This is a genomic window from Psychrobacter sp. K31L, from assembly GCF_017942195.1.
Taxonomy (GTDB): domain Bacteria; phylum Pseudomonadota; class Gammaproteobacteria; order Pseudomonadales; family Moraxellaceae; genus Psychrobacter; species Psychrobacter glaciei.
On the sequence record NZ_JAGKSC010000005.1, the window covers coordinates 40252 to 67227 of the forward strand.

Annotated in this window: 16 protein-coding genes; 8 read left to right on the forward strand and 8 right to left on the reverse strand. The window is 43.5% G+C overall.

The genetic code is table 11. The features are described from left to right. Positions 1-16: 16 nt before the first annotated feature. From J5X94_RS09395 to J5X94_RS09415, 5 genes are all read left to right on the forward strand, one after another. Positions 17-3943 carry a pilus assembly protein PilY gene (locus J5X94_RS09395; RefSeq protein ID WP_210541077.1) on the forward strand — a complete coding sequence of 1309 codons (3927 nt, stop codon included), beginning with the start codon at positions 17-19 and terminating at the stop codon, positions 3941-3943. A 12-nt stretch (positions 3944-3955) separates the two neighbouring features. Continuing rightward, the gene (locus J5X94_RS09400) at positions 3956-4504 is read left to right on the forward strand and encodes a type IV pilin protein (protein ID WP_323128905.1); all 549 of its coding nucleotides are present in this window, start codon (positions 3956-3958) and stop codon (positions 4502-4504) included. Beyond that, a complete protein-coding gene (locus J5X94_RS09405) occupies positions 4504-4953 on the forward strand; it encodes a type IV pilin protein (RefSeq protein WP_210541078.1) in 450 nt (149 codons plus the stop codon). The genes J5X94_RS09400 and J5X94_RS09405 overlap by 1 nt, the downstream gene beginning before the upstream one ends. Positions 4954-5268: 315 nt before the next feature. Next, positions 5269-5784, forward strand: a complete 516-nt coding sequence (locus tag J5X94_RS09410; protein ID WP_210541079.1) for a pilin — start codon at positions 5269-5271, stop codon at positions 5782-5784. A 278-nt stretch (positions 5785-6062) separates the two neighbouring features. Then, positions 6063-6533 carry a pilin gene (locus J5X94_RS09415; RefSeq protein ID WP_210541080.1) on the forward strand — a complete coding sequence of 157 codons (471 nt, stop codon included), beginning with the start codon at positions 6063-6065 and terminating at the stop codon, positions 6531-6533. 210 nt (positions 6534-6743) lie between these two features. Here J5X94_RS09415 and fdxA read toward each other — a convergent pair whose 3' ends face one another. Both fdxA and mutS read right to left on the reverse strand, forming a co-directional pair. Beyond that, a complete protein-coding gene (gene fdxA / locus J5X94_RS09420; RefSeq protein ID WP_010195798.1) occupies positions 6744-7067 on the reverse strand; it encodes a ferredoxin FdxA in 324 nt (107 codons plus the stop codon). 102 nt (positions 7068-7169) lie between these two features. Beyond that, on the reverse strand, positions 7170-10283 hold the full coding sequence (mutS, locus tag J5X94_RS09425) for a DNA mismatch repair protein MutS (RefSeq protein WP_210541081.1): 3114 nt from the start codon (positions 10281-10283) through the stop codon (positions 7170-7172). A gap of 415 nt (positions 10284-10698) precedes the next feature. Here mutS and secA point away from each other — a divergent pair, with 415 nt between their 5' ends. Continuing rightward, complete coding sequence (gene secA, locus J5X94_RS09430) at positions 10699-13500, forward strand: preprotein translocase subunit SecA (protein ID WP_210541082.1); 2802 nt, start codon at positions 10699-10701, stop codon at positions 13498-13500. A gap of 415 nt (positions 13501-13915) precedes the next feature. Beyond that, a complete protein-coding gene (locus tag J5X94_RS09435; RefSeq protein ID WP_210541083.1) occupies positions 13916-14449 on the forward strand; it encodes a hypothetical protein in 534 nt (177 codons plus the stop codon). Between the two features lie 305 nt (positions 14450-14754). On the opposite strand, the gene J5X94_RS09440 is transcribed toward J5X94_RS09435, so the two are convergent. The 5 genes from J5X94_RS09440 to J5X94_RS09460 all read right to left on the reverse strand — a co-directional run bounded on the left by J5X94_RS09440 (position 14755) and on the right by J5X94_RS09460 (position 21128). Beyond that, on the reverse strand, positions 14755-15414 hold the full coding sequence (locus tag J5X94_RS09440; protein ID WP_210541084.1) for a YsnF/AvaK domain-containing protein: 660 nt from the start codon (positions 15412-15414) through the stop codon (positions 14755-14757). A 362-nt stretch (positions 15415-15776) separates the two neighbouring features. Next, entirely contained in the window at positions 15777-16625 is an 849-nt protein-coding gene (locus J5X94_RS09445) for a DUF2382 domain-containing protein (RefSeq protein ID WP_189582981.1), read from the reverse strand. A 571-nt stretch (positions 16626-17196) separates the two neighbouring features. Continuing rightward, a complete protein-coding gene (locus J5X94_RS09450) occupies positions 17197-18378 on the reverse strand; it encodes a thiolase family protein (RefSeq protein ID WP_194620760.1) in 1182 nt (393 codons plus the stop codon). A 265-nt stretch (positions 18379-18643) separates the two neighbouring features. Beyond that, the gene (locus tag J5X94_RS09455) at positions 18644-20002 is read right to left on the reverse strand and encodes a homoserine dehydrogenase (protein WP_210541085.1); all 1359 of its coding nucleotides are present in this window, start codon (positions 20000-20002) and stop codon (positions 18644-18646) included. Between the two features lie 265 nt (positions 20003-20267). Continuing rightward, complete coding sequence (locus J5X94_RS09460; protein ID WP_210541086.1) at positions 20268-21128, reverse strand: DsbC family protein; 861 nt, start codon at positions 21126-21128, stop codon at positions 20268-20270. A gap of 389 nt (positions 21129-21517) precedes the next feature. Between J5X94_RS09460 and J5X94_RS09465 the strand changes: the two genes are divergently transcribed. Continuing rightward, the gene (locus J5X94_RS09465) at positions 21518-22447 is read left to right on the forward strand and encodes a DUF808 domain-containing protein (protein WP_201592642.1); all 930 of its coding nucleotides are present in this window, start codon (positions 21518-21520) and stop codon (positions 22445-22447) included. A 171-nt stretch (positions 22448-22618) separates the two neighbouring features. On the opposite strand, the gene J5X94_RS09470 is transcribed toward J5X94_RS09465, so the two are convergent. After that, positions 22619-26968: an Rne/Rng family ribonuclease gene (locus tag J5X94_RS09470; protein ID WP_210541087.1), complete on the reverse strand. Its 4350-nt coding sequence runs from the start codon at positions 26966-26968 to the stop codon at positions 22619-22621. Positions 26969-26976: the final 8 nt, after the last annotated feature.

Sequence of the window (26976 nt, forward strand, 5' to 3'; positions counted from 1 at the left end):
TATAAGGACAGATGTCATGAAACGATTTGACGACGTACAGCGAACGACTAACGTGATCACGGTACCCTTAAAGTATCTAGTCGTTGTCATGGCATCGATAATGATAATGCCTGCATCACAGGCAGATGTGGCAGGTAAAAAGATTGGCGATTTAGAGATTTATAAAGCGGCAGAAGGTGGTAAGACTACAATCACCATGATGCTAGATACTTCGGGTAGTATGAGTAATGATCAGGTAAATTACGCTTGTGACTTACCTGCTGGTGTGTCTTTTACAAAAGGTTCTGAAAACTCAAATACCACGCCTACGTATATAAAGAACTATTGCACAACTGGAACAAGATATTTTTATCGCTTGGATAGAGACAATGGTAGGTGGTATCGGTGTGGCGATAGCAATGGCTCTGGATCTGTTGACTACGGTTTTGCCGACTGTGGTACAAGAATATATAACGTTCCATCAGTCGATGGTTTTGACTATGTAACATCTGGCACCAATAATAGATACTTCTACAAGAATGGGAACAAGGTTTATGATCGTCTCACTCGTCTAAAAGATGCGATTTTCACTTTAATGGACAGTAGTCTTCTAGATCCTAAAAAGGTATCTATTGGTATTGGTCAGTTCTCTACACAGAGTAATAGTAATAATCAATATACAGGTGCTAATGGAAGGAGTGGCAAAATACTGGTACCAGCAGCATTAGTGAATGATGCACAGCGTAGCTTAATTAAGACACAGGTAGCAGCTTTGATAGGCTCCAATGGTACTCCCACCGCAAATGCTTATGCAGAGGCCGGTGCTTACATGTTAGGCACGAATACTGTATATCTTAATGGTATCGGTAATTATAGTGGTTTTGACGAATCTGTTACTACCTCCAAAACTAGTAGTAACTATATCAGTCCATTGTCATCACCATCTTCTTGTGATGGACGAGGCATATATTTCTTAACAGATGGTAATCCTAACAGCTCGCCTGATCCTGCAAGAATAATGCGTACAGTATTGAAAAATAATAGTTTTTCAGTACCTTCAAACTCCTTACCTAGTGGTAGTGACAATAATAATGGTATGCCTGAAGTTGGAGCATTTGCCAAAGCCTTACGGGATCCAACCATCAATCCTCTAGGAACAGATAGAGAGATTTATACCGCAGTGGTTGGCTTTGGCTCAGATTTTAATGTCGATAGAGTGGCAGACGTAGCAAAGCCTTTAGCAGACCGAGTGATACGTAATCTTCCTTATACCAATCCAAAGACAGGCATTACAGTAAATCGTGATTTTTATAATTGTAAGAACATTACAAATATTGATGCACAAAACGCTTGTAACTGGGGTGAGAAGTCTCATCCTTCTCTAGCAGGAGTTGGAGGCTTTGGTGAGGGCGGGTTTTATTCAGCGCAGTCTACAGATGATATTGTCAATAGTATCGTGAGCTTCGTCAGTGATTTGAATCAAACCTTACCGTCGGTGCCATCAGGTACAATCGTTATCCCTGACGATCCTTACCGTGCTGATAGTCAGCTCGCTGTCGCCTATTATCCGACATTACAACCTAAGGTCGCTGAAAATTCAGTCATTTGGGATGGTAATATGAAAAAATATACCCTAAATGAAGGTACCTTATATGGTAAAGGTAATGCCAAGCTATTCAAAAGTATCGCAGGTGATTTGGATCCGGCGACGCAAGATATGTGGTCAGATAAGAACTACACTGGGGCCAATGATAAAGTGGAATCTGGTGGTTTTTACGCGCAATTGAACACACCCGCTACTGGCGTCACCTCAGTTAGAACGCTTTATGTCGAAGACTGGGAAAACTCATCTACTAAAAAACCAGTCTTAAGAAAAGTAGGGGTAAGTGTTGCTGGTAAGGTAGTAGTAGATGGAGTGGCTTTGACGAATACTACATTTAAAGATACTGCTACCTATAATGAAGCAACGTTAAAAAAGTTATTAAATTTCTTAGGATTCGATATTCTTCCGAGTACAGCTGTAAAAGATATGACACTTAGCACAGCTAATGTATCGAAAGATATCAAGGTGCTTGGTGCTACTATTCATTCTACCCCAGCGGCCGTTTCCTATTCAGCAAACCTTGATGCGACTACTGGTAGAGTTACCGATACGCGTGATGATTACGTGCTATTTGGCTCATCAGAAGGTGGCTTGCATTTAGTAGATGCAGATGACCAAAGCGATGGTGGTGGTACAGAAAAATTCGTTATCATACCGAAAGAGATGTTGACGGATGTCAGTAAGTCAAATGCGCTTATTAAAGATGCAACTAAAGCTGATATAGGGTCACCAAACTTTGGCATAGATGCTCCTTGGTTAGTCACTGCTGATTATAATTATAATTTGTCTAATAATAGAGTAAATGTCAACACAGCAGGTGGTAAAGGTGTCTTTGCTTATGGTGGCTTGCGTATGGGCGGTGAGGCTTTTTATGGACTAAACCTAAATGATAGTGACAATCCAAGTATGATATTTGCTATTACGCCAGCCACTGCAGGGTTTGGTCGTATGGGTCAGATTTGGGAGAAACCTACCAAGGCTAAAATAAAAACTAGTACGACTGATACGGGTACTGATGTACTGGTATTCGGTGGTGGCTATGATATGTGTTATGAAAATGAAAGCTTTCAGGTTGGCGTCACAGATACAGCCTTAGGTACTTGTTCAACCAAAACATCGACCAAGGGTAATGCTGTATATATTATCAATGCCAAAACAGGCGCGCTGATTTGGTCGGCTTCTAATGCCTCTAATTCTCAAGGTGCCTCAAATACTGTTACTAGTATGACCAACAGTATCGTCGCTGGTGTGACCACGTTGGATCGTAATAACGATGGCTTTATGGATCATATCTATTTTGCAGATTTAGGTGGTCAGATATTCCGTGCAGACTTTACTAATGCTGGCTTTGTGAAACCAGTCACCTCAGGAACCGCATCACCTGAAACATCTTTTACTAATACCAGAGTCACGCGTGTACTCAAAAGTGCCTACACAGGCGGCGATACAAAATATAATTATCGCTTTTATGAGCGTCCTGTTATCAGTTTCTATCGTAATGACACGAGCAATACCTTGTTTGCATTGGTTAATGCTATCTCAGGTGACCGCAGCTCGCCTTTATCAAAAATACGTGATAATACCAAAGCTGATAGGCTATATGGCATCATAGACAGCGATGTTACTAAGCTAGATAGTGTTTTTTATGCCAGTAATTTTACGACTACGGGAACATCTGGTGGTCAAGAAATCGTGAATTTAGAAGCTAACAATACCGCTTCAAGTAATTTAGCAGAGTTGCCCTCGGCTATTGGAACTCTAACAGCCGCAGGATATACTTTAGCTCAAAAAAATGTGACCATTAATACTCTAAAATCGGGAGCCAAACAAGGCTGGTATTATCCTCTGACTCGTTTTGATGGCTACGGTAATGTGAGATATGGTAAAGGCATCGGTAAATCTGAAGTGGTTGATAGCTTTATATACACGACTGTCTACAATCCAGACATGAGCTATGGTGCTGTAGACTCTTGTTCTGCCAAGGTTACAGGTGGTTCAGAGCGACAGCTCTATTGCCTACCTTACGGTATTTGTACCGATGAGGCTTCTAAGAATGGTACTGCTGGATATGTACAAGCAGGCAAAGGCATACAAGAGCTAACACTCGGACCACGTAGCTCGAACCTATCCAATCAGCGTTTACTTATTGGTACACGTACATTGACCGAGCGTGTGAATGATCGGGTCAACTTTGGATCTGATAATGGTAAAGGGCTTTTCAATGCACTTACCAATCCAAAGGGATTGAATCAAGGTGGTTTAGCAGCGGCTGACAGCATCATAGGTAATGGCACAGCGCCCGATTTTACATTTAACGAACGTTATACTCTACAGCCGAAAGTATGGTACGAAGTAGACTGATAGGATAGTCGCATGAATATGAAAGCGTTGAAGCAACAGCTAGGATTTACGCTCATAGAGCTGATGGTGGTCATCGTGATAGTGGCTATCTTAGCAGCGATTGCGCTTCCGTCTTACCGTCAGTTTGTAGTACGCAATGCCGAATCGCAAGCGCAAGCGAGTATGCAGCAGCTGGATATTGAGCTAAACCGTTGGCGTGCTAGTGCTTTGACTTATAAAGGCTTCAAACCAAAAAAGCAAGCAAGTGATGGTACTTTTAGCTACGCATATGACGCCACTGATAACAAGACTATCTACGTCCCTAGAGGTAGCAATAGCACCAACTACAATTATCTAATTAAATTAGTCGATGGTAGTACAGGCAATACGTTAGCCCCTACAGGTACAAGTTATTCTACTGCGGGTAGCTCATGGCGTATGTTTGCAGAGCCTAGCAGTAGCTATAGCACAGGTCATAAAATGCTTTTCAGTAGTGCTGGTCTAAAATGTAAAACCAAGAACAATGATAGTAGCATTACAGTGGCTTCTACTAATTGTGGTACCTATTCGGAGAGTTGGTAATGCTGATAGCTATTAAAATATCTAAACAGCAACAAGGTTTTACACTGATTGAGATGATGATTGTCGTCGCTATTATCGGTGTTTTAGCGGCAATTGCTTACCCCAATTACCAGCAATATGTCATCAAAACTAAACGTACGGACATGATGAGCGAGATGCAAAATATTGCCTCTCAGATTGAAAGCCGTAAGTTGGCTCAAGGCAGCTACAGCGCTATTAGCGCGGGTATCAAAACAGAATTTGCCACCGCATATCCGAGACAGGGCACTGCGATGTATGATGTGACTATAACGGATCCACTCGTTACTAAATGGATAATTACAGCCACTCCAAAAACGAGTAGTCAAATCGCTAACGATGGCAATCTTAGTCTCAACTATCAAAACATCAAATGTCGTATTCAAGGTGTAAATAGGAAGTGTAGTACTGGTAATGACTGGAATAAATAACAATTTTTGCCACTATCACAAATTCTGACAAAAATTGTCATCTATATTTACTTTTTACTCCTAATACATGGGTGTACTGACAATTTTCAGTAAGTTGGCAGCAATATTGTCAGTAGTATGTAAGTCTATTTAGCTAGAAAATAGCTATAACCCTTAAGTATTCGGTTAAACAGTGTGATTTAATGCTAAAAATAGTAATTTTTTAAAAATTGGTATGCTATATGCATCTTTTATGGCAAGAGAAAAACAAATTATATTACTAAAGATAAAAAGCGCTGATCGCCATTTATCTTTATATACCCAAAAGGAGTTCATATGAACACTGCTCAAAAAGGTTTTACCTTAATCGAACTAATGATCGTTATCGCTATTATCGGTATCCTAGCTGCAATTGCTATTCCTCAGTATCAGAACTATGTTGGCCGCGCTAATGTTGCAGCAGCTGTACAAACATTAAGCTCAAATAAAACAGGTTTAGAAAACTACGTTATGGAAAACGGCTTTTTTCCAGATGGTACAACAGCAGCGGTAGCAGCCTCTGCTCCAGGTGCTACTCCTGTCGTTGCAGCTGTACCAGATCAGCGTAAAAAAGAAGGTCTAGGTATCGTAGAGCCAACATTTGGTACAGTTTCTTTAGTACAAGCTGGACCGGCGTCTGGTTCTGGTGCTATCCGCGTTAAAATGAATACTGGTAATCCTGGTATCAAAGGCAAGGATGTCCAATTACTCCGCAACGCTGATGGTACTTGGACCTGTGAAACTACTATCGAAGATAAATATGTTGCTAAAGCTTGTACACCTAAAACTACTTTAACAGCTCCTGTATTGTAATAATGTAGCAAGCGTAGGCTAAAATTTAGTTCACTACTCGAGACATGCCACTGTATCTAAAAAACCAAACATTATGTTTGGTTTTTTTTGATTAAGACAACTTAAAATATAATTTTATAACAAGAGCTAAAAGCTGAGTTAAGTATTCAGCCTACAATTTTTGTAAAACATAAAAATCTTGAAAAATGCTCGTTCTACGAATTAGATACCTATGACACAAATCCAACTGGCATACTCTCTGCACCAGAGCATGTAAATTAATAATGAAAGATACTACTATGAAATCATGCTCGCCAGCTGTCCAAAATTGTCATCCAAAAGATAAGTTAGCTACTCAGTCCGGCTATACACTTATTGAACTAATGATTATCATTGCAGTGATCGGTGTCTTAGCAGCAATAGGCGTGGGTAGTTATCAGCTGCAATTACGCCAGACACAGATGATGAGTATTTATCAAGAGATTAATGCCTTTCGAACACCATACCAAATGTTAATAGACCAAGGGGCAGGAGTGACTGATTTTAGTCCTAGCGGCCTAAATTTACCGCGCTCGACTCAATATTGTCAGTTTACGGTCGTAGGACCCATCACAGGTGGCGCGACGCCTAATGCCGTGACGTGCGTTATAAAAGACTTGCCATATCTGCAAGCACAGTCGCTGAGTATGGATTATTTGAATGATGGCAAATGGCAGTGCCATGCAAGCTCGGGTATCAAGGTTGCATATTTGCCGAAGGCGTGCCGATAAGTGCTATTCAAATTATACTCAAAACCCCTATTTAGCAAGGATAGGATAAGCAGAAGCGAGAATATAGATCAGTATAAATTCTAAAAAATCATTATTCTAGGTAGGGTATCAACTCTAAGAAGGTTAGCTTGATGATTTTATTTTTCTATAAAAAAGCTGGGTTAAAAACCCAGCCAAGACTCAGTACATTAAGCTATTTTAGAGTATCAGCTACTTCTCTAAATACTGAATCTTACCTTCCACGCCATCCCACTTTTCAGCTTCTGGCATTTGCCCTTTCATTTCAGTGATGTTTGGCCATTTTTGTGCCAGTTCTTCATTTAACTGCGTAAACATTTCTTGATCTTTTGGTACTTCGTCTTCTGAGAAGATGGCATTGGCGGGGCATTCAGGCTCGCATAGCGCGCAGTCTATGCACTCATCAGGATCAATGACGAGGAAGTTCGGGCCTTCATAAAAGCAGTCCACAGGACAGACTTCCACACAGTCGGTGTATTTGCAAAGAATGCAGTTATCTGTAACGACAAAGGTCATAGTGATGTCTACCTGTTATTGGTTGAGCTAATAAATAGATGAAAATTCTTATATTAGGATAGGACATATTTTAGCGCCTTTACGGCTATTTGACAATTCCCTTTAATGACTAATGAATTTCTTAAGATGATAGAGAAGGTCATGCGCTTGCTTCGGTGTTAGATTGTCAGGGTTGATGGCGCTTAGTTCGTCTTGTAAGCTAAACAGCTGATTTTGCTGTGGATTGTTGAGTGTGTTTGATGTTTGAGTAGTATGGCTCACCTCTTGATCTAGAGGATGAGCATTATAAGCCTGCTGGCGTTTATCCTTTACTGACTTAGCTAATTCATTTTTGTCATCAACTTTATCAACAACAACTTTTTCATTTTCTGTTTTTACGCTATTTATTTTCAAGTTATCTACTAAATAACGCTTGGCATCATTCAATACCTGAATAGGAATGCCAGCCATCTTAGCGACGTGCAATCCAAAGCTAGAGCTGGCAGCACCTTCTTTGATTTGATGTAGTAGCAGCAACTGACTATCGACTTCACTGGCAGCGACATGGACATTACGAATGTTAGCATGATTGGCTTCACCATCCTTTGACAATTGTGTCAGCTCAAAATAATGAGTGGCAAATAAGGTCAGGCAGCCAATCTCGACCAAGCGATTGACACAGGCATGAGCAATTGCCAGACCGTCAGTGGTCGCCGTACCACGTCCGACTTCATCCATTAATACGAGTGATTTATCCGTTGCTTGATTGAGAATATTAGCAGTTTCAATCATTTCCACCATAAAGGTTGATTTGCCACCTGCTAAATCATCAGCCGAGCCAATACGGGTAAAGATACGGTCAATATCACCGATATGAGCACGCGCTGCTGGGACAAAGCTACCGCAATGCGCAAGTAGGACGATTAGCGCTGTTTGGCGCATATAGGTCGATTTTCCGCCCATATTAGGACCAGTAATCATCAATAGACGTTCAGGGTTTCCAGCGCTACCAAGTGCGCAATCATTGGCAACGAACTGGCTAGTATGCTTTGCATGACTGTTTTGATTGGTACGATTTCCAATATTAGTTGGATTTAGTACGGCTTCGACGACGACATGACGACCTGCTTTTATATCGATATTGGTTTGACTGTTATTATTCAAGCCATTCTTCGAGTGATTGTTGTTTAAGCCGCTTTCTAAGACACTATTATCTTTTGAGTCATTGCTCATCACTGGACGTTGCCAGTTATAAATCATTGCAAGTTGTGCCCAATTGCTAAGCACATCTAACTGGGCGATCGCAGCGCTCAGCTGTTGTAGTTCAGCTAAATGGCTGCTTAAAATGGTTAACAGTTCGTGATACAGCTGCTTTTCACGAGTCAATGCTAAGGTTTGTGCGCTCAGATACTCGGTCTCGACTGTTTTTAACTCATCAGTGATAAAACGCTCGCTGCTTTTGAGCGTTTGCCGACGGATAAAGTGCGCCGGTGCATTTTTTGCCTGCATTTTCGGGAGTTCAAAATAAAAACCGCTGACTTTATTAAAGCCGACTTTTAGGCTGGGTAATTGGCTCTCTTGACGCGCGCGCTCTACCATCTCATCCAAGGTCACTTGGATATTGTCATGCAGATGAGTGAGGCGATCGAACTCGTCATCGTAGCCCGCAGCTAGCATGCCACCATCACGGATATGCGCGGGCGGTTCTGCGATAATGGCACGCTCAATCAGCTCGGCGACGGACTGTACCGCAGGTAACTGGTCAGGCAATTGCTGCATTAGCATCGGCAGCAGTCCTGACTGCTCATGGCTAATGCCTGAATTTATCAGTAGAGTAGTAACCTGCGCACTACTAGCGATACCATCAGCGAGTTTACGTAAGTCGCGTGGCTTGGCGCTCATCAGACCGATTCGGCTACTGATTCGCTCAATATCGCCGATAACATTTAGGGTCTCGCGTAAGTTACTGACTAGTGAATTACTTTCTAAGTTTTGCTTCAGCTGTTTATTTTCGTCAGTTTGATTGTCTGTCTGCAAAAGACTGGTTATCGCATTTAGGCGCATATTGATACGTGAATGCTGACGTAAAGGGCGCTTCATCTGCTGTACCAGTAAGCGTCTACCCATCGGAGTCTGACAGTGGTTCAGCACCGATATCAATGAAGTGCCGTTGTTACTGACAGGCGAAAATAGCTCAAGGTTTTGCTGACTATTGGCATCGATAATCAGATAATCATCATTATACTCAACGATGAGTTGATTGACTTGTGGTACATGACGCTGCTGAGTTTGCCGAGCATAATGAATAAGCGCAGCACAGCTAGATTGCGCCAATGGCTTGTCGCTAATGCCCAGTCCATCTAAACGTTGCACGCCAAACTGTTGGCATAAGGTTGAGCTGGCATGCTCAGGATGAAAGTCATTGGCAGCGACTTCGATAATAGGGCAGTCAAGATTTTGACGTAGCCATAGCAGCCATTCTGCATCAGTACCGCTAATACTATCGCTGAGTGCTTCGCTAATGATACATTCACTGGGCGCGAAGCGTGCGAGCACCGTGAGCATTTGGGTTTGTAAGCCTTCGATATCATTTTTATGCGCTGTCAGGCTTTGGGTGGTCAACGTGCCAGCGGCTAAATCCATTTGGCTAATGGCGGCTTGTAGTGGCTGATTGCTATTCGATTTAGGCATAGCAATATCAATGGCGACCACAGTAGGGGTATGGTTTGGCGCAATTAATGCATCATCGGTAATCGTACCTGCTGTCAGAGTTTTGACTACTTCACGGCGCATAATACTGCCAGCGGTCGATTTGCTTTTATCTTTTTTCTGCTTATCGCCCATCGTAGGCGTATTGGATTTATTACTCGCATTGCCAGTGGTTGATTCGTCGATTTGCTCACAGACGACGACTGTCTGTCCAGCCGCAATCAGCCGTGCCATATAGCTGTCAGCCGCATGAAACGGTACGCCTGCCATCGCAATCGTGTTACCTGCTTTGTCCGTACCACGGCGAGTGAGCGTGATATCAAGTATTTGTGCCGCGCGCTTGGCATCATCGAAAAATAACTCATAAAAATCACCCATGCGGTATAGCAGTAGCGCTTGTGGATAATTGGCTTTCATGGTTAGATATTGCACCATCATCGGCGTATGGTCTGCTAAATGATAAACGGCATCACCTATGACTAACGGTTCAGGTGAATGAGGGCTTTGAGCGATTGGTTTGACAGTCATGCACGGTCTCTTGTGGTTCTTAGATGAGTTTACGATGGGTAAAATGATGTTGTTATAAGAATGAATATTGATGATAGCGATCAAGCTATGCCGTTAAACGAGGCGTTCAAAAGCTAAGTACCTTAAAGGTATAAGCGCTATTTTAACACGTCCTGCGCCACTTTTACGTCAGCAAATATCTGCTCGCTGCCCTTGTATCCATCAGCGTCATAACCATATATAATGACGGCACACTTAGTTGGGCGATACTTCATTAGGCGACATGTTATCAGGCAGTATCTTATTCATGAGTGCTTTGTTAATCAGTGCTTTGTTAAGCGTTACTTAGTCGGGTGATGACAAGGATGACAAGGCAGCACACTAAACCTTAGCTAATGCGCACTAATTATCGAATATTTCCATAGGTCAAAAAATTATGTTATCAAAGATTATAGGTAGTGTCGTTGGCACCAAAAACGACCGCGAACTAAAGCGCATGCGCAAAGTGGTCAGCAAGATCAACGCACGAGAAGCTGAAATACAAGCCCTGTCTGATGAGCAATTACAGCAAAAAACCGAAGAGTTTAAAGCCCGCCATCAAAAAGGTGAGAGCTTAGATGCATTGTTACCAGAAGCGTTTGCCGTCTGCCGTGAAGCGTCACTACGGGTCAATGGCATGCGTCACTACGATGTGCAGCTGATCGGTGGTATCACCTTGCACGAAGGCAAAATCGCTGAGATGAAAACCGGTGAGGGTAAAACCTTAATGGGTACCTTAGCCATGTATCTAAATGGCATCAGCGGTAAAGGTGTGCATCTGGTCACGGTCAACGATTATTTGGCAGCGCGTGATGCTGAATTGAACCGTCCATTATTTAGCTTTTTGGGCATGACGGTTGGGGTCATTTATTCGCAGCAACCGCCACAAGAAAAGATTGATGCTTATCAAGCCGATATCACTTACGGTACCAATAATGAATATGGCTTTGATTATCTACGCGATAACATGGTGTTTAGTTTAGGCGAGAAAAAGCAGCGCTCATTAAACTTCTGTATTATTGATGAAATTGACTCTATCTTAATTGATGAAGCTCGTACGCCGTTGATTATCTCGGGTCAAGCCGAAGATTCTTCACGTATGTATGCGTTGATTAATACCATTATTCCTGTGCTAATCCGTTCAAAAGATGAAGAAGCCAACAAGAACAACGAAGAAGAAGATTTTTGGATTGATGAAAAGAACCGTCAGATTGAGATTAGCGAAAAAGGCTATGAAAAAATTGAGCGCTTCTTAATCGAAGTGGGCGAGCTTGGCGAAAACGAAAGTTTATATAGCCCAAGTCGTTTGCCACTATTGGCTCACGTACAAGCTGCCATTCGTGCTCATCATGTGTTTGTCAAAAACGTTCATTACATCGTTGATGAAGGCGAAGTGGTCATCGTTGATGAAAACACCGGTCGTACCATGCCCGGTCGTCGCTGGTCAGAAGGTCTGCATCAAGCGGTAGAAGCCAAGGAAAATGCTGAAATTCAAGCAGAAAACCAAACGCTGGCAACAACGACATTCCAGAATTACTTCCGTCTGTATGAAAAGCTATCCGGTATGACGGGTACGGCTGATACTGAAGCGGCAGAATTTAAGTCAACCTATGACTTAGATGTCATCGTTATCCCAACGCACGAGCCGATTGCGCGTATCGATATGGATGACCAAATTTTCTTAACCAAGTTAGGCAAATACAAAGGCATTATCCGCGAAATCAAAGAGATTCAAGCCAAAGGTGCGCCAGTCTTGGTGGGTACGGCGACGATTGAAGCCAGTGAAGAATTGTCTTATTTGCTCGATGAAGAAGGTGTCAAGCACAACGTTCTAAACGCCAAGCAGCATGAGCGTGAAGCAGAAATTATCGCGCAAGCGGGTAGCCCAACATCTGTTACGATTGCCACCAACATGGCTGGTCGTGGTACAGATATTATTCTTGGTGGTAACTGGCAATCGTTTATCGAAGACATTGACTCTGTCAGCCCAGAAGAGATGAAACGCCTCAAAGCGGAATGGCAAGTCAGGCATGACCAAGTCGTTGCCGCGGGTGGTTTGCATATCATTGGTTCTGAGCGTCATGAATCGCGCCGTATTGATAATCAGTTACGTGGTCGTGCTGGTCGTCAAGGTGACCCTGGTATGTCGCGCTTTTTCTTATCGCTTGAAGATGACTTGATGCGTATCTTCGCAGGCGATCGTGTCGTAAATATGATGCGTGCCATGGGTCTCAAAGAAGATGAAGCCATTGAGCATAAAATGGTCTCAAAATCGATTGAAAACGCCCAAGGTAAAGTGGAAAGCCGCGATTTTGATGCGCGTAAAAACTTGCTCAAATATGATGATGTTGCCAATGAGCAGCGTAAAGTCATCTACGGTCAGCGCGATGATTTGTTAGCAGATATGGATTTGTTAGAAGCCATTGAAATCATGCATCATGAAGTCTATAACGCCATGATCAGCCAATTTATTCCGCCAGGCTCTATCGATGACCAATGGAATGTTGACAGTCTAGAAGATGAGCTTGAAGATGAATTTAAGATATCAATGCCGATTAATGATTGGCTAGATGAAGATCGCCGATTGGATGAAGAAGGGCTACGCGCCAAAATCATTCAGACAGCACTGGATCATTATCATGGTCGCCGTGAGCAGATGGGTGAAAAAGATGCTGCCCAGCTTGAGCGTCACTTTATGCTTCAGAGCCTAGATAAACATTGGAAAGAACATCTGACGCAAATGGATCAGCTGCGTAAAGGCATTCATCTGCGTGGTTATGCGCAAAAAAACCCTGAGCAAGAATATAAGCGTGAATCATTTGAGTTGTTCCAAATGATGCTAGGGGCGATTAAATCAGAAACTGTACAAGATTTATCACGTGTGCATATTCCAACCAAAGAAGAGTTAGAAGCATTAGAGATTCAGCAGCGTGAGAATGCTGCGCATATGCGCATGCAATTCGAGCATGATGATGTGGATAATTTGGATAGTAGCTCGAACAGTCCAGCTGGTCAACCGCAACCACAGAACCGGAGCACTGGTGGCGGTGTTGCGGCAGCTGGCATGAGTGCTGCTGCAGCTGGTAATGGTGGTCATGCTAATGAGCCTAACCCTTACGCTGGTATGAACATCAGCCGTAATGCACCTTGTCCTTGTGGTTCAGGACTTAAGTATAAACAGTGCCATGGCAAAATCTAGGGCGTGTCATCATTTAGATTGTGAGACTTAAAATGAGGAAAATTGCAGCCAAACAAGGAAGAAATTGCCGTAAATATGAACATATTGACAAGATTTCTGACGATGTTTGGCTAAATTTAGCCATTTTAAGACCACTAAATGTATTCATGTGCTAATTGATGACACGCCCTAGTCATTAGTTGCCATAATCTCGTGTTTATAGACTGATAAATCAGTAAGAAAGCCCCTATCTAATTTAGATAGGGGCTTTCTTATATTCGTTAGAGCGTCTTTTTATGGCTAAACTATACTTTTATGGTCAGAGCATGCTCTTATGGAATTTCCAAACACCTTGTATTGATTACTTACAAATTCAGCATAGGCGTGAATTTATGGACACGCTATAGTGTTTAGCATATCTATTTGGGAGAGTATTATGAGTTTAGAACGATTAAAACAGTTGCGTACCTCTGTTGCGATGACAGCTTTATTGGCTGGCGCGTTAACCGTTGGTGCCTGTCAGCAAAAGCAAGAGCCTGAACAAAGCCTAGAAGACGATATAAGTGCGGAGCAATCTGTGCCTATGTCTGCTGAACCTGCCGAACCTAATGATGTGATCGTCGCTCCTACAGATGCGTCAGCCAGTCAGGTCGAGAACGATACGGTTGCCTCAGTGAATGGTGGTGTGACACAAATAAATTATTTGTGTGCCCCTGAACTACAAGTTGAAGCGACTTATAAAGATGCTGATAACCAAGTGGTCCTTGCTACCGCTCAAGGAACAGCAACCTTGATGAAAACCAATGATGCCAGCAATCCTGAAGTATTTGAGGCCGCGACTGGTATGGATGGAGAAGCAGGTTTTGTTCAGTGGCGTGTGGCACATGAAGCGCGCGAAACCGGTGTGATGCGAACAGCAGGTGCAGATGCCGCTAATGTGAGCACTTATGAATGTAAGAAAACATCATAATAATACCAAATCTAAAAAGCAAAATGAGGACACGCCCTAGCTTTGTCAAACTCGTCTAGTCTACAGTAAGTAGTACTTTCATTCGTTTTCCTTGCTATAGTCAGTCCTTTATAAATCAGATACTGTGTCAGGCTGACTTAATCTACTATTTGTAGTACTTTTTTCACTTGCCTTCCTTGTATCCAAATTATATTGAACCGACTATACTCTGATTTTTATGAATGCTATCAGTAAGCTATCAAGAAAAAAGCAACGTTGTCGTTGCTTTTTTTATCTCTGATTTTTGAGTTATTCACAAAGGCCATCTATTTTTTATGAGTAGGTGTGCGCTCATGCTCCAAAAACCCTTCCTCTGTTACCTCTAGCTCTTCATGCTTGAGCTCGACTTCAATAAGGTCAGTATGCGTATGCGTGCTTTTGTTGACGTCAACTTCTTGAATGACATAGGTATCTTTGGTGATGGTCGCCACTTGACGCGATAAGATAATTTCTACGGGCTCATCACCGATTTCAACCTGCTTATCATTGATAGTGATAACTGCTCTGCTATCAAGTGATGGCTCAACATGGCGCAGTATGTCTTTATCATCGTAGTTACCCGACAGTAAATCCTGACTTTCGGCATCATGATACTCAGTACGGACGGTAATATATTCTTCTATTAACTCAATCGGCACTTGAATCGTCTTGGTTCGAGAGTGCTTAGTGACAGTTACCTTGCCTACATCTAAGCGTTCTTTGTTGATGACAGGGCGTTCTTCTAATAATTCTAAACGCCCGCCATTTCCTCTTTGGTTCAAAGCAGTAAGTGGATCTTTATCATGATTGGGCGCAGTAAGTTCGTTTTCACCACTTTGTTTAGTCTCAACACCATGTTCAGCAATAGGCATATTTGTGTCAGTTGCTAGCGTTTTCTCAGTATTCACTGATTGGTTTAAACGGTCATTATCATTATTAGTTGTCATTTTAGTCTTCCTTGTTATTAGTAAATAGATTCCAAAAATACATTGTTGAAGGTTTTTTATTATAAAGTATCAATTTTACCAATGACGGTTAACGTCATCATATCGTCGATTTATTTCAAAAAACAGTGCTAGTGGGATAAGTTTATCGAAGTCTTTGGAATGCAAGGTACACAGCAAGCGAGAAAATTTATACTAACTTATAAATTACACCAAGTTAGAAAAGATAGTATCTAATATAAAAAAAAGACCAGAGATGGGCTCTGGCCTTTCTAAGCTAAGTAAAATACTCAGCTGCTAGTAACGGTCACTTGCTGCTTGTTTGCTTATCTAATTTGCAACAACCAGCGACTGTTTTTAGCATATTACATGCCACGAGCGCGGCGTACATCTTCAGCGGTGATACCGTCGCGGTCGACAATATTGCCTTCACGGTCAACCACATTACCATCACGATCAATGTCTAATTCTTCACGTTGAATGGTATCAACGATGGTTTCAGTATGACGTTCAGTCGTCTTACCAACGTTTACTTCTTCTGAAACATAGGTTTCTTTGCCGACGCGAGCGCGTTCTGCTGATAGCTCTACTTCGATACTTTCATTACCGTTCACGTCACCGATATGACGATCAGTAGGGCGGTCGACATTGGTACGTTCGATATTAGCGTGTTCTTCTTCTAACTCGACATCGACGTTGCGTTCTTCAGTAACGACATGCTTACCAACTTTTACCAGACCAGCGACGATACGGTCTTTATTAACGGTCAAACGCTCTTCTAGCAGCTCTAGCGTGTTTGGCGCTTCGTAGTTATGCTCAGCAATTTCCATACGCTCTTCTGTTGGTACGCTGTCAGCAACGAATGATTGACGATCTTTTTCATATTGCTCTTTATAACTGTACTGATAGTCGTGATCGTATACGTCCATTGCTTCTACTTGCGCTTGCGTTAAGCTATCAAAGAATACGTCATCACCGACGATACGTGCTAAACCTGCTGGCACTAATACTTCTTTTGAGCTAAACCAACCACCCGCATCAACGATTAGATAGCGAATACGGCCAGTCGTATCTTCTACTAGAGCGCCTTCAATTTTACCGATTTTTTCTTCATTGACGCCATAAGCTACTTTGCCTGTTGGGTCATAATAGTCATCACCAATAAGATCACGGTGGGTAGCTTGAATATCTTTTAAACGAATTAGTTGGCTCATTATTATCTTCCTTTTATATGAGTAAATGATTAACGGTTCTGTCATAAAGCTAAATTTCTTTAAAACAATCATTATTTTTATGGGGCTTTTATTGTTTTACTAAAATCAAGCACTGTAGCCAGCGGTGTTAAATAGCGTCTACATCAACTTGTAATTATCATAACATCATGATTTTAGATGAGATACATGAGCAAGGTAGCAAAGTGTGCGCTTGAAGTAATCGCGTGTAATAGGCTGTAAAAGACAGGATAAATATATATTTTTGAGTTAAGGATTTCTTACTGTAAAGAACATTATTCATCTATAGTCGCTACTAAATAAAATGGATACACGACATTATGATGCGTGACTGGTACAAATTTTTCTTGCTTGCTGTGCCTACGCAGACAGAGGCTGCAAAAAATTGATATTCGTCACGCTGCCTCTTTTTTATATTGACCTGACTATATTAAGAAGTTTTATGCATAAAAAAACCGCAGAGCAATTAGCAGTGCGGTTTTTGAGTAAGACATACATACAAGATTAGATCGTGCGTTCTATTTAAAAAACAACGTTCCAGTACGGTTGATGCTTACGGCAATTCAATAGCAACCGCTACCGCTTCACCGCCACCGATACATAGCGTAGCAACGCCTTTTTTACCGCCAGTACGTTTTAGAGAGTTGATAAGCGTTATTAGGATGCGCGCACCTGAACAGCCAACTGGGTGACCAAGGGCACAAGCGCCGCCTTCAACGTTTACTTTAGCATGGTCGATTTTTAACTCGTCCATAGCGGCCATCGTGACCATCGCAAAAGCTTCATTGATTTCCCATAAATCGACATCTGCTACTGACCAGCCAGCACCCGTCAATACTTTCTCGATTGCACCGATCGGCGCGATGGTGAATTCACTTGGATGGCGTGAGTTCGAAGCAGTCGCCACGATACGAGCTTGATAATCAAGACCTTCGGCCTTCGCTTGTGACTCTTTCATGACTACGACAGCCGCAGCACCATCTGAGATTGAGCTAGCATTAGCGGCAGTAATCGTACCGTCTTTAGCAAATGCTGGACGCAAGGTCGGGATGCGATCAGCGTTTGCAAGTGCTGGTTGTTCATCAGTATCGACCGTTTGCTCGCCTTTGCGGGTTTCAAAGGTAACAGGCGTGATCTCGTCTGAGAAGTGACCATCTTTGATAGCTGTTAGGGCACGATTTAGCGATTCGATAGCAAACGCATCCATCTGCTCACGGGTATAGCCTTTTTCAATGGCCATTTCTTGAGCGAACATGCCCATTAGCTTACCAGTTTCGGCGTCTTCTAGACCGTCTAGGAACATGTGATCTTTGACTTCTTTGTGACCCATACGGTAGCCGCCACGCGACCCTGGCATGAGGTAAGGTGCGTTGGTCATTGATTCCATGCCGCCAGCAACCGCGACATTAAAGCTACCAGCTTTGATACCATCATGTGCTTGCATGACTGCTTTTAGACCTGAGCCGCAAAGCTTATTGATGGTGACAGCACCTGTGGCATCAGACAGACCTGCTTTACGCATGGCCTGACGGGCAGGGCCTTGACCCAAACCAGCGGTCAAGATACAGCCCATAATTACTTCATCAATATTATCCGGACTAACACCAGAGCGCTCAACAGCGGCTTTAATCGCTGTTGCACCTAAGTCGGTCGCACTTACGTCTTTTAGAGCGCCTTGGAATCCACCCATTGGGGTACGTGCGCCGTTTAAAATTACAATTGCATCATTTGACATTGTTATTCTTCCTTTCCATTTGTTTTGACAAAAATATTTTAATAAAATTACTGTGATTAATTAATAATATGAGTACTTCTAGATTTTATTCAAGGTTATAGCCCATGCTTAGAAGTATCGTTATTGTTCTCTATATCAATACTTCTAAGGTGCTAATCACTTAAAGGCCTCAATGATTGAAGGCTCTAGCATTCAAAATGAGGACATATCCTAGTTATGAAAGCACCCATTATTAACCATTAATCATCGGTTCCAAACTTCTGACCTAAGCAAGCTCATCCAAACGAATACGAACGACTTTATCGGTAATCGTATCTAGCTTTTCGATTTTTTCGATGGCCAGATTCATCTGACTTTCAACCACTGGCAGCGTCAATATAATGACAGGTACTTGACCCAGTTTATGAGCAGGCTTTTGCAAAATCGCGTCAATGTTGATACCAGCATCGCTTAGGATGCGAGTAATATCTGCTAACACGCCCGGACTGTCATAAGCATGGACGCGTAAATAATAGCCAGTAATCATCTGTTCAGCACGTAATATCGGCGTGTCTGACAGCTGTTCAGGAATAAACGCAAGATGCGGTACATGGTGGCCGTGGTTGTTTTGATTGCTGTTGCCTTGATCGTCACAGTCAGTATTGCCTAGGACACGGACTAAATCCATGACGTCAGCCATCACCGCAGAGGCAGTTGCACCAGCGCCTGCACCATCACCGCAATACAGTGTCTGCCCAAGCGGGTGCGAGTTGACCAGTACCGCATTCTTTACGCCATTGACGTTAGCAAGTAATGCGTCTTGTGGAATCAGCGTTGGGTGTACGCGCAGCTCGATACCAGCATCATCAGCATTGCCTTGACCATCACGGCGTACGGCAAACCCTAAATGCTTGATACGGTAACCAAGCTCTTCGGCATAGTTGACGTCTTGCAGGGTAATGCCAGTGATACCTTCACAGTAAACTTTATCAAACTGTAGCGGAATACCAAAGGCGATTGAGGCAAGTAGTGCCAGTTTATGAGCAGCATCAATACCTTCAACATCAAAAGTAGGGTCAGCCTCTGCATAACCTAACTCTTGCGCTTCGCTCAATACATCAGCAAATGGGCGACCTTTGTCACGCATTTCGGTCATGATAAAGTTACCAGTACCGTTGATGATACCTGCGAGCCAATCAATCTTGTTGGCAGCAAGCGCCTCACGCATCACCTTAATAATCGGAATACCGCCTGCCACCGCTGCTTCATAAGCGACGTGGACGTTGTTGGCTTCAGCGAAAGCGAAGATCTCATTGCCATGCTCAGCCAATAATGCTTTGTTTGCGGTCACGACATGTTTGCCATTTTTGATGGCATGCATGATGACGTCTTTGGCTAGGGTAGTGCCACCAATCACTTCGATAACGATATCGACATTGTCGCTTGCCGCAATTGCCATCAAGTCACTGTTTTGCATGATGCTTGAATCAATATCATCACGCTGACGACGCGTACCCACTTCGGTGATTATAATGTCGCGTCCGCTACGGCGTTTTAGCTCATCTAAATTGTCGTTGATTAGATTGATCACGCCTGTTCCGACGGTGCCCAGACCAAGTATCGCTAGTTTGATGGAATTACTCACAGTATCCTCAAGAGGTTAAATATAATGACGCGAGTATAACGCTGGGGCAATGTCAAATGAGCCTGCGGTACTAAACGTACAGTCTGTGCGCATTATCTAGTGCTGCCGGTTTAACTGCTTCATTATAGTTGAATAAAAAATGCTCAAATAAAAATGGGATTGCTAACATTGCATCGCGCTTTATCGTATCATACCGACAAGCGCTTGTGACGTCTACTCAATGTCGCTGGGGTCAACAATATCAAAGATATCATATGGCGATCGATTAAATAGCACCGACTGCTTGAGCCAATTCTGTGGCTGGTAGATAACCACCCACTTGCTCTCCTGCTTCAGTGAAGATAGCAGGTGTACCACGTACCCCAAGCCTTGACCCTAAAGCCATATGCGCTTGTACAGGATTGGCACAGCTAGGCGCTTGTACATTGGCGCCCATTTTTGCCTGATTCATGGCAGCTTTTCGATCTTGGCTACACCAAATAGCTTCCATTTTTGGCACTGACTCTTGACCGCGTGGCCATGCCAAATAACGGACTTCGATACCGCGCGCATTGATATCGTCCATCTCTGAGTGTAGTTTGCGACAGTAGCCACAGTCTGCATCGGTAAAGGCATAAACAACGGCTTTGGTCGTACCTTTTGCTGGATAAATCACCATCTCTTTTTTATCGACGGCTTTTAGCGCTTCTTGCGCAGTACTAGCGACTAGTGCCGCACTGATATCAACTGGAGCCGCGTCACCCACAGCGATAATCTGACCCTGAATAATGTGTTTACCAGATTTATCAGTAAAGAAAGCAGGCAGTCCTTCAGCAGTCACCCAATAAATACCATCCATATCTGTCGGCACAGCTGAGACGATTTTTTCTTCAATGCCAGAAGCGTTTAAGTTGGCCTGAAGCGCTGTGACTACAGCGGCATCATTGCCAGTAGCGGTTGGGGTATTGCTCGTTTTGGCTTGAGCACTGTTGACCACACTGGCATTATTATTGGTGGCATCCGCGCTATTGTTTGAGCAGCCGGCTGCGACGATGACTAATAAGGCACCCATGATGACCCGAGACAAAGGGTTGCGTGAAAATCTATCAGCAGTTGGCATGGCTTTAGAAAAAGGAGAGAAGGACATAGGGTGTTTCCTTTAGGCAGTCACGCCTAATCAAGGGTTCATAATAAAAGGATTTTTTGTATTCTCTGACCCATCCATCATGACGAGTAAGTCGCATGATAAGAAGGGCAACGTTGACTGGTTTTATAGCATGTATTGATCATAAAGGATAAGTAATAATATAGGTTATATTAACATATTTTTTTTAATAATCTCTAAAGGCTATTTTTTATGCCATTCGTAAATACAATGCATCGATAGCGGCTAAACCTTGCAAAATAAAATACATTTGTACTATTTAATATCGCCTCATGTCTAGGTAATCTATTGCTTATAATCACTTTTATGACAATATTAACGTCATTTTGCAACATTTACTAATTTAAGCGAATTCACGCTAAGGAACGCGTATGGCAGGTGCAAGTTTATTAACCCTACTCGATGATATCAGTGTAATACTCGATGACGTTTCGGTCATGACCAAAGTGGCCGCAAAAAAAACCGCTGGTGTGCTAGGTGATGACTTAGCCCTTAACGCTGAGCAAGTAACAGGTGTCAAAGCCAGTCGTGAGCTCCCCGTAGTTTGGGCGGTCGCCAAAGGCTCGTTCATTAATAAGCTCATTTTAGTACCCGCAGCGTTATTAATCAGTACTATCTATCCGCCTTTGGTCACGTTTTTACTCATGTGTGGTGGTCTATTCTTGGCTTATGAAGGTGCTGAAAAAGTCATCCATAAGTTTTGGCCGCATATTTTACCGCACGACGAGGAGCAAAATGCGCGTCGGCAAGCCAATGCAGATGAAACCGTCGATTTAGTCGCTTTTGAGAAAGGAAAAATCAAAGGTGCTATTCGGACGGATTTTATCCTGTCTGCTGAGATTATTGTCATTGCCTTAGGCTCAGCCGCAGGGGCAAGCTTGCTAGAAAAAAGCTTGGTACTCTCCATTATTGCGATAGCGATTACCGTTGGGGTGTATGGTTTGGTGGCTGGGATTGTCAGAATGGATGATGTTGGTCTGCATCTGATGAAGCAATCGGGCAATATTAAGCAGAAGGTGGGCGCATTTTTAGTATCAGCGGCACCTAAGCTGATGAAATTTTTATCTATCGCTGGGACGTTGGCTATGTTCTTGGTCGGTGGTGGTATTTTGGTACACGGTATCGACTTTTTACATCATGGCGTCGAAAACTTGGCGCATTTGACTGGAATGTTTGAAAGTGTGACAACGACGCTGTTAAATGGCCTAGTGGGCTTAGTAGTAGGGGTGGTCATGGTCGCCATTATTACGATCATTGGTAAAATACGCGGTAAGGATAAAGACGCATCTTCTGCGCATTAAAGGTGTTGCACTAAATATGATTGGTATATGGTATAGCCTACCCACTATAAAATCACTACAGCGTCAACCTCGCTGATCATACTGATGTATAGCTTGCTCCAAGCAGTATCTAACATAAAAAAGCCCCAAAGTTGCTGACAACTTTGGGGCTTTTACGTTGAAGCTCTACGATTAGCTTTCGCTGTCTGACTCATCAGACTCTAGCTTTTCAGCTTGCGTCGGCTTTTTATGGTCAGTCTTTGGCTTACGACTGCGTGCTTTTGGTACTTTGGGCGTGGTTAAATTAAACATGCCAGTTTGTGGCAGTAGTTGCTCTGCTACATTCTCAATCATGTTTTTATAACTGGCTATCGTCGTTTTTGACTTGGCCGCCTGAATTTCCTCTTTCGTTGATTGCTCTACTATAGACTGCTCAGTTTGCTCAAGTTCAACCTCAGCACCTTTCATCTCAGCACCTTTCACCTCAATCTCTTCAACATCATTGCTCTTGGTGTCAGGACTTTCAACGCTTGTTTCCTTTAACGCTTGTTCTGCCTCTAGCAGTTTCTCGCTATCAGCGCTAACATCATCTGTTTGCGCTTGATTGGCTAAGGCTGTCGCTTCTACCTTGTGCGCGTCAACGTCATTACTGATTTGCTCAGACTCAGTGACTGGCTTGCTAGTAGAAACGGTTGGTTCCGCTGCTTGCTCATCAGGGATAGTGAGTACAGCTGGTTGCTGATAATCAGGATGTTGACCGCGCGGATCGTTGCTGGCACGTTTGCCAATAGCACGTGGCTCAACGGCTGTTTTACCTTGTGCCGCTGCAAACTGACTGACCGCTTGCGTCATTGCTTCAAAGCGTGCAAGGTAATCCGCTGCTAAAGGCTGATAGCCGTAGTTGCTAAAGTCAAAGCGACGAGTGGCAAAGTCATTGTCGTCGCCTTTGTTCTCGCTTGAATCGCCTTCAACGTTAGTGCCATTGCCAGCCGTTTGAGCTTTCTGCGTATGCGCTTCAATAGCAGCAATAAAGCAGCTGATGACGCCATCACTTTTCAAACGACTTTCTGCATCCGTTAATGCTTTACGAACAAAATCACCAACCGTACCACGAATGGTTGGTGCGCTTGCTATTGCTTGCTCAGTTGCTTGAGGCTGCTCAGCAGATTGCGCTTGCTGACTACGAACGACACGCGGGTCATTGCTCGCTTGTCCGAACTTCTTAGCTGTCACGTAGCGTTTGGCAAACAATGCGTCATGTGTCAGCTCAAGCGCTGAGTTACTAGGGCTGCTAGTCTCCGTCGCGGCCGTAGTCGCGTTGTCATCGTCAGTTTTTTGCACGCTTGGTGCTGTTGCTACGCTAGCTGCCTCAGTAGTTACTGGCTTCTGATCATCAGCTTGACTGTCACTACTGCCTTTAGACGCTGCTTGCTCATCTACCGACGCTGTTTTGTCATCGACTTTACGGTCGTCTGTAGGTGCAGCCTGTTGCGCCGGATCTGCCGTAGTGCTCACTTCTGCATCAGTGCTTTCGGCAGTATTTGCTTGTGTACTGCTTTTTTGCGTATCACTAACAAGCTCATTGTCCTGTTGAGTGCTATCTTTTATATCAGAGCTTTTTTCTGTAGTGATTTTTTCTTCAGAGCTTTTTACCTGAGTATTTTTTTGACTATTACCGTGCTGATTCGTACCGTGCTCATTAGTGCCATGCTGGTCAGTACTTTTCACTGTACTGTTTTGCTGGTTGGTACTCTCTTTAGTAGCGTTCTGCTGAGTTGCACTGTCTTCTCTACGTTCTTTTGTAGCTTCATCTTTCGCAGTGTCACGCGCCGAGCTTGGTTTTTCAGCAGATTGATGAGTGACCTGTGTAGGCTTACTATCATCCAGAGATAAGTGAACCACTTCTGGTTTCTTAAGCTCATTGGTTGCTTCATTAACCTGTAGCACCACTTCGTTAGGATCTTGATTACGGCGTGTGCTCGCTTGGTTTTTGTTAGCACTGGTAGTCGTTTTCTGAGTATTTTGTTTAGCATTGTCAGCTGTTAATGTCTCGCCGCGCTCAAGCTTGCCGCGTGAACTACGCTGAGTGTTTGACTTACGCTTAGTGCGGGTTTGCTCATCTGCCGTGTTGCTGTCTTTTTGCTCAGCATCGTCGCGGTTGCTATCGTTATGCCCGTTGTTATTACTATTACGGCTGTTATCTTGACGATTATTACGGTTGCGATCACTCGTGCGTCTATTATCCTGCTGACGTTTGTCTTGGGTGTCAGCTGATTTGTCATCAGTGCTACTGGCAGCGCTGCTATCGGCACTACTGCTGGCTACGTTATCATTGCTTGTGTCGTCACGCGGCTCTTTTCTTTGATGCGGCTTAGAAGATCTCGATTTGCGTGGCTTACGTCTTCTTCTATCCTCAGCACTGTTGTCGTCAGTATCACTGTCAGTGTTGCGACGTGCTTGTTGACGGTTAGCATTATTATTCGATGCTTGGTTGTCACTTTTTTGACTACTGTCTTGTTGAGTCGTTTGCGATGGATTCTGAGCATTGCCGGTCAGCGCACTGCTATCCACTTGTCCAAAAGAGCCTAAGCTTTGCGCACCATTATTCACCAGCGCTTCGATGGCTTCAGCCGCATCACGACTACTGATACTATTGGTTGTTTGTGCCTGCGGGGCTTGCGCAAATAAATTGGACAACCAAGCAACAGCTTGTGGTTGGGCAGTCGTTGCAACACTAGGAGACGGAGTCGTTATAGCAGCGGCAGGTGCTGCAACAGCGACGTTCGCCGCTTTATTATCTTGTGGCGCATGCGTCGATGAAGCATTATTAGTGCTCGTATTATTACGGCGGTCATTGCTATGATTGACGGTGCTGCTCTGCTGCTCAGCAGTATTCTGTGGTGCAGTAGTTACAGGGCTAGTTGCTTGGTTCGTAGCGCTGCTATCTCTTGTTTGACGAGGCTGGCGGGTAGGCTGCTGTTCGGGACGTTCCTTTTCAGCCGTTTGCCAATCAACATTATAGCCAAGATCACTGTGTTCTTGGGCAGTATCAGTGATACGCTCGTAGCTTGAAGGGGCAAAACCGTCACGGTTGAAGTGCAGTTTAAAGTTTGGCGATTCTAAATGTGCGTGTGGCAAGATGGTGATACGCGTACCACTGTCTTGCTCAAGATACACTAAGGCATCACGTTTTTCATTCAATAAAAATGCTGCGATATCTGTCGGTACTTCGGCTTGCACTTCACCTTGACGCTCTTTTAGCGCAATTTGTTCAATCTGACGCATAATCGATAGTGACAACGAGCGCAAGTCACGAATCATGCCATTGCCATGACAGCGTGGGCAGATATAACCGGTCGACTCTTCTAATGACGGACGCAGACGCTGACGGCTCATTTCCATCAAACCAAACTTAGAAATATCGCCAAATTGAACGCGGGCACGGTCATATTTGGTGGCATCAACCAGACGTTTTTCAACTTCTTTTTGGTGCTTATTATCGTTCATGTCGATGAAGTCAATGACAATCAGGCCGCCCATATCACGCAAGCGCAGTTGACGGGCAATCTCGTCTGCTGCTTCTAAATTGGTATGGTAAGCGGTCTCGGCGACGTCTGAGCCTTTAGTAGATTTGGCAGAGTTGATATCGATAGAGACCAGTGCTTCAGTTTGGTCAATAACGATCGAACCACCTGATGGCAGACGCACTTCGCGCTGATAAGCCGTTTCGATTTGTTTCTCGATATTAAAACGCGAAAACATCGGCTCGTAATCGGTGTATTTGCGCAGTTTTTCTGCTTGTTTTGGCATGACCGCATCGATAAAACCTGCCGCTTCAATATAAGCATTTTCGTTATCGATCCAAATCTCAGCAATATCATCACGCAGATAATCACGCACGGCGCGTGTAACGACGCCCGCTTCTTGATGGACTAAGCGCGGTGATGGATATTTTTGGTTTTGTTCTTGGATGGCTTGCCAGATATTGAGCAGATGGTTTAAATCATGTTGTAAGTCTTCTTGGGTTTTGCCGATACCAGCAGTACGAATGATGATGCTCATACCTTTTGGCAAATCCAAACTGCCCAGCATGCGCTTCATATCTTCGCGTAATTTACCAGAGATTTGACGAGAGATACCGCCACCACGAGGGTTATTTGGCATTAATACCAGATAACGTCCGGCTAATGATACGTAAGTCGATAGGGCAGCGCCTTTATTGCCGCGCTCTTCTTTCTCGACTTGGACGATCAGCTCATCGCCTTCTTTGATCAATTTTTTGATGTTTTCGTCACGAGGATTACCGCTTAGATATTCAGCAGAAATTTCACGAATCGGCAAAAACCCTTGACGCTGTGAGCCATACTCGACAAACACGGCTTCAAGCGATGGCTCGACACGGGTGACGTGGCCTTTATAGATGTTAGATTTTTTTTGTTCGCGGGTACGGTTTTCTAAATCGAAATCGTAAAGATGGTTGCCTTTACATAAGGCGACACGAATTTCTTCGTTTTGAGTGGCGTTGATCAGAATACGTTTCATACTATTAT